Annotated in this window: 5 protein-coding genes; 1 reads left to right on the plus strand and 4 read right to left on the minus strand. The window is 47.8% G+C overall.

Annotated elements, in window-relative coordinates; translation table 11 throughout:
* Window positions 1-1,379: alpha-1,2-fucosyltransferase (locus tag Q0072_RS12340; protein ID WP_298330517.1), on the plus strand; the 1,379-nt coding region annotated here is incomplete at its 5' end.
* An 11-nt stretch (window positions 1,380-1,390) separates the two neighbouring features.
* Here Q0072_RS12340 and Q0072_RS12345 read toward each other — a convergent pair.
* The 4 genes from Q0072_RS12345 to Q0072_RS12360 all read right to left on the minus strand — a co-directional run.
* The gene (locus tag Q0072_RS12345) at window positions 1,391-1,867 is read right to left on the minus strand and encodes a hypothetical protein (protein WP_298330520.1); all 477 of its coding nucleotides are present in this window, start codon (window positions 1,865-1,867) and stop codon (window positions 1,391-1,393) included.
* Window positions 1,868-1,914: 47 nt separating this feature from the next.
* Window positions 1,915-2,160 carry a hypothetical protein gene (locus Q0072_RS12350; protein WP_298330523.1) on the minus strand — a complete coding sequence of 82 codons (246 nt, stop codon included), beginning with the start codon at window positions 2,158-2,160 and terminating at the stop codon, window positions 1,915-1,917.
* Window positions 2,161-2,233: 73 nt separating this feature from the next.
* Window positions 2,234-2,584, minus strand: a complete 351-nt coding sequence (locus Q0072_RS12355; RefSeq protein ID WP_298330526.1) for a hypothetical protein — start codon at window positions 2,582-2,584, stop codon at window positions 2,234-2,236.
* A gap of 64 nt (window positions 2,585-2,648) precedes the next feature.
* On the minus strand, window positions 2,649-2,863 hold a 215-nt coding region (locus Q0072_RS12360; RefSeq protein ID WP_298330528.1), incomplete at its 5' end, for a hypothetical protein.

The following is a 2,863-nucleotide window of genomic DNA, read 5'->3' on the forward strand; positions in this document are numbered from 1 at the left end:
AAGAAGCCCAACGAGACTTGCACATTTACAATGCCAAAGACAATGCCGACGCGGACTTTTCTCTTCGCTGCGTGCAGGCAGGCATGGCTCGAATCAAACTGAATACGGTATTTTTTGTTGCCGTAAAACGCCTGCCGCCATCGTTTGCCGTCCAAGCTGAAAAAAGAGGTAGTTTTGCTCACGAACCTATTGTCACAATGAACAAAACAAATGTGTTTGCCACGGGATATCGACAGAATTACAACTACTTTGCCAGGGAAAACAGCTGGATTTTGAACGACATTTTTTGCGTGCCGGGTCGTCGGGCGTGCGCGCTGCAAGATTTCGGCCTGCCGTCTTTGAACGGAAAAATCGTGTTGCACGTCCGGCGAGGAGATTACGCTTCACATCAGCACTTGTACAGCTATTTGCCGGTGGCGTCGGACCGATACTATGTAGACGCACTTACAATCATGGCGGAGAAAACCGGCCTGACCGAAGCCGTGCTCTTTTGCGAGGAACAATCGCGTGAGGACGTGCAAACGACTCTGGTGCCTGTTTTGCAACATGCCGTTCCGCACGTACAAATAACCTTTGCTTACACATTGATCAACAGCTCCAAAAACAAAAAGCACGCCCCGTGGCATGAAATGTTGTGGATGTCGACTGCGTCGGCCTTTGTTATTGCCAACAGCTCGTTTGGCTGGTGGGCGGCATGGATGTCATCTGCTCCGCGCGATAAAAAAGTCGTCATCTTTCCAAAAGAATGGTTTGGTCTGGCTTATGAGCACGACCTCAAGGAGTTGCCGATTCCAGACGAAACCTTTGGCCAGTGGTTGGCCGTGTCCAACCGTCGACTCACCACCGATCCGACCATGTGCAGATATATCACAGACCGTGTTTGCAGTGTAGCAGACATGTATGAGCTGGCGCACCGCTGCTATGATGAGGGAACGTGCGGGCCGCTGGACCGCGATTTCTCTTTCGGACACAACAACTTCACGTGTCGCCAAGTTTGCCGGCCGAGCTTCTGTGTCATTGATCTCACAGACTCGCCGCTCATTTGCAATAATCAACTGTTCAAAACGTTTACTTCAATTAAGGAGTTTCTGCAAGACACGGATAACGATAACAAGTGGGTCGTGTTTCGAAAAGACGCTGCTGTGACCCAAGAGTACGTTTTAGAACTGGTGTGGTACCTGATGCAGCCCGTAAGGTTTGGTCTGTGCACAAAACCGTCTGAAAACAGCAGATTCGGCCTTAAGCCATTTGAAACCAAAAGAATGTTTTATGGCGTCATGGATGCGTCGCTGCGCCAGGCGTCGGTCGCAGACGTCAAGTGGTGGGACGCTCGGTCAATACAATATGTTGACATAATTAGACCTCGCCTGCTTGCTTAAAAAGTGTCTGTCTACTCGAGTTTTCTCAAGGCCTCGCTTTCGGCTTGAGCAATGTCGCGAACGACGCCTGAAAAATCACGCTTGTTCAACACTACATGTGTTTCTTCTTCGTCCTGATTTGTTGCCTGATCAGTTTGGTTGTTGATAAATGGTTGCGCATCGCTTTCATCAATCATGCTCAGTTCTTCTTGTTCTTGTTCCTCTTCCTCTCCCCCTTGTTCCTCTTCTACATTGACCAAATCGTCATACTTGACCGCGTTGGGCCTGACATCATTGGCGATAATCGGCACGGCGTGCGAATATGCCAACACGGCTGCGGTGGCCACGCCAGCAATAAGCATGCCAATACCGATAAGCTTGTCGTTCTTGGACAGATAAACGTATGCAAGAACAAGCAGGGCGATACAGAGGGCTGCTAGACCAAGGAAGACGGCCCATCCTTTCCACCCGCCGGCGAGTTTGAATGTGAAACCCAGCATTTTCTGCAAAGGACTTTTTTTTATTGGAACAACTTCTCACACATTATTTTTTTTTTTCATGCAATCAAATCTCTCAATTTGTCACTTGTGCTGGGATTGAAGATCCGCCGCAGCTGTTTCTTGAAGAGGACCACGCTCAGACACAGCAGAGCCAACAGAATGATACCCACGCCTGAACCGGTTGCGCCAATGGCAATCAACACAATTCCCAGCGTGATTAGCAGGCCGCACAAAACGCCGGCAATCAATTTGTAAGGCGGGTGTTCTTGGTCCAAGCGCAGAGACTTTTTGATCCAGTCCATTTTTTTTTTGGTCGGTTTGGTTTGGAAACTTGTCTTTAAATTTTTTGACTTTGGTATAATAAAAAAAAATTATTTATTGATTGTCTCTCTGCACAATTTGTTGGAATTCTCTTTCGCTTTTTTCTTTGGCTCGTTGTGTTGCTTCTTGCATTTTTTGCTGCGCTGCCAGCCAGACGGCTCTCATGAGTTCGTCTGAATTATCATCGAATTGCAAGTCGCGAAATGTGAGATCTGGAGCCTTTTGATGTTGTGCTTTCTTCTTTGGCTTTGTTAGCCAGAAGCTGGCTGCTGCGCCCGCTAGGAAAAAAAGTCCACAGACCAACATGATGAGCGACTCGGTAGAATTATGTGTAAGCCACAGAATCAACGCGACAAGCAAAAACATGCCGCTCACCACCAGCAGCGATGCATAAAGTTCAGCCATTCGACTCGATATTTTTATTCATTAAACTCTTTTGCACAAGCATTTTTTTTTGTCATTGTTGGGCCTACTCATCGTCAGGGTCACTGATTGTTAAATAAGGGTTTCTTCCTTGTTGAAACACATATCGCATCCTCGTGGGTTGCGATTCGGATGTCATCATGCTGCTGATCCAGTCCCACTTCCAGATCAGCACGACACCGACGATGGCATTGACGAGGAAAGCCACGCCGTGCATTGGTTTCTTGGTGGCAAACATGAGAATGGCCATGCACAGAAAAA

Origin of the sequence: Asticcacaulis sp. (genome assembly GCF_027484505.1) — a bacterium.
In the GTDB taxonomy this organism is placed as follows: domain Bacteria; phylum Pseudomonadota; class Alphaproteobacteria; order Caulobacterales; family Caulobacteraceae; genus Asticcacaulis.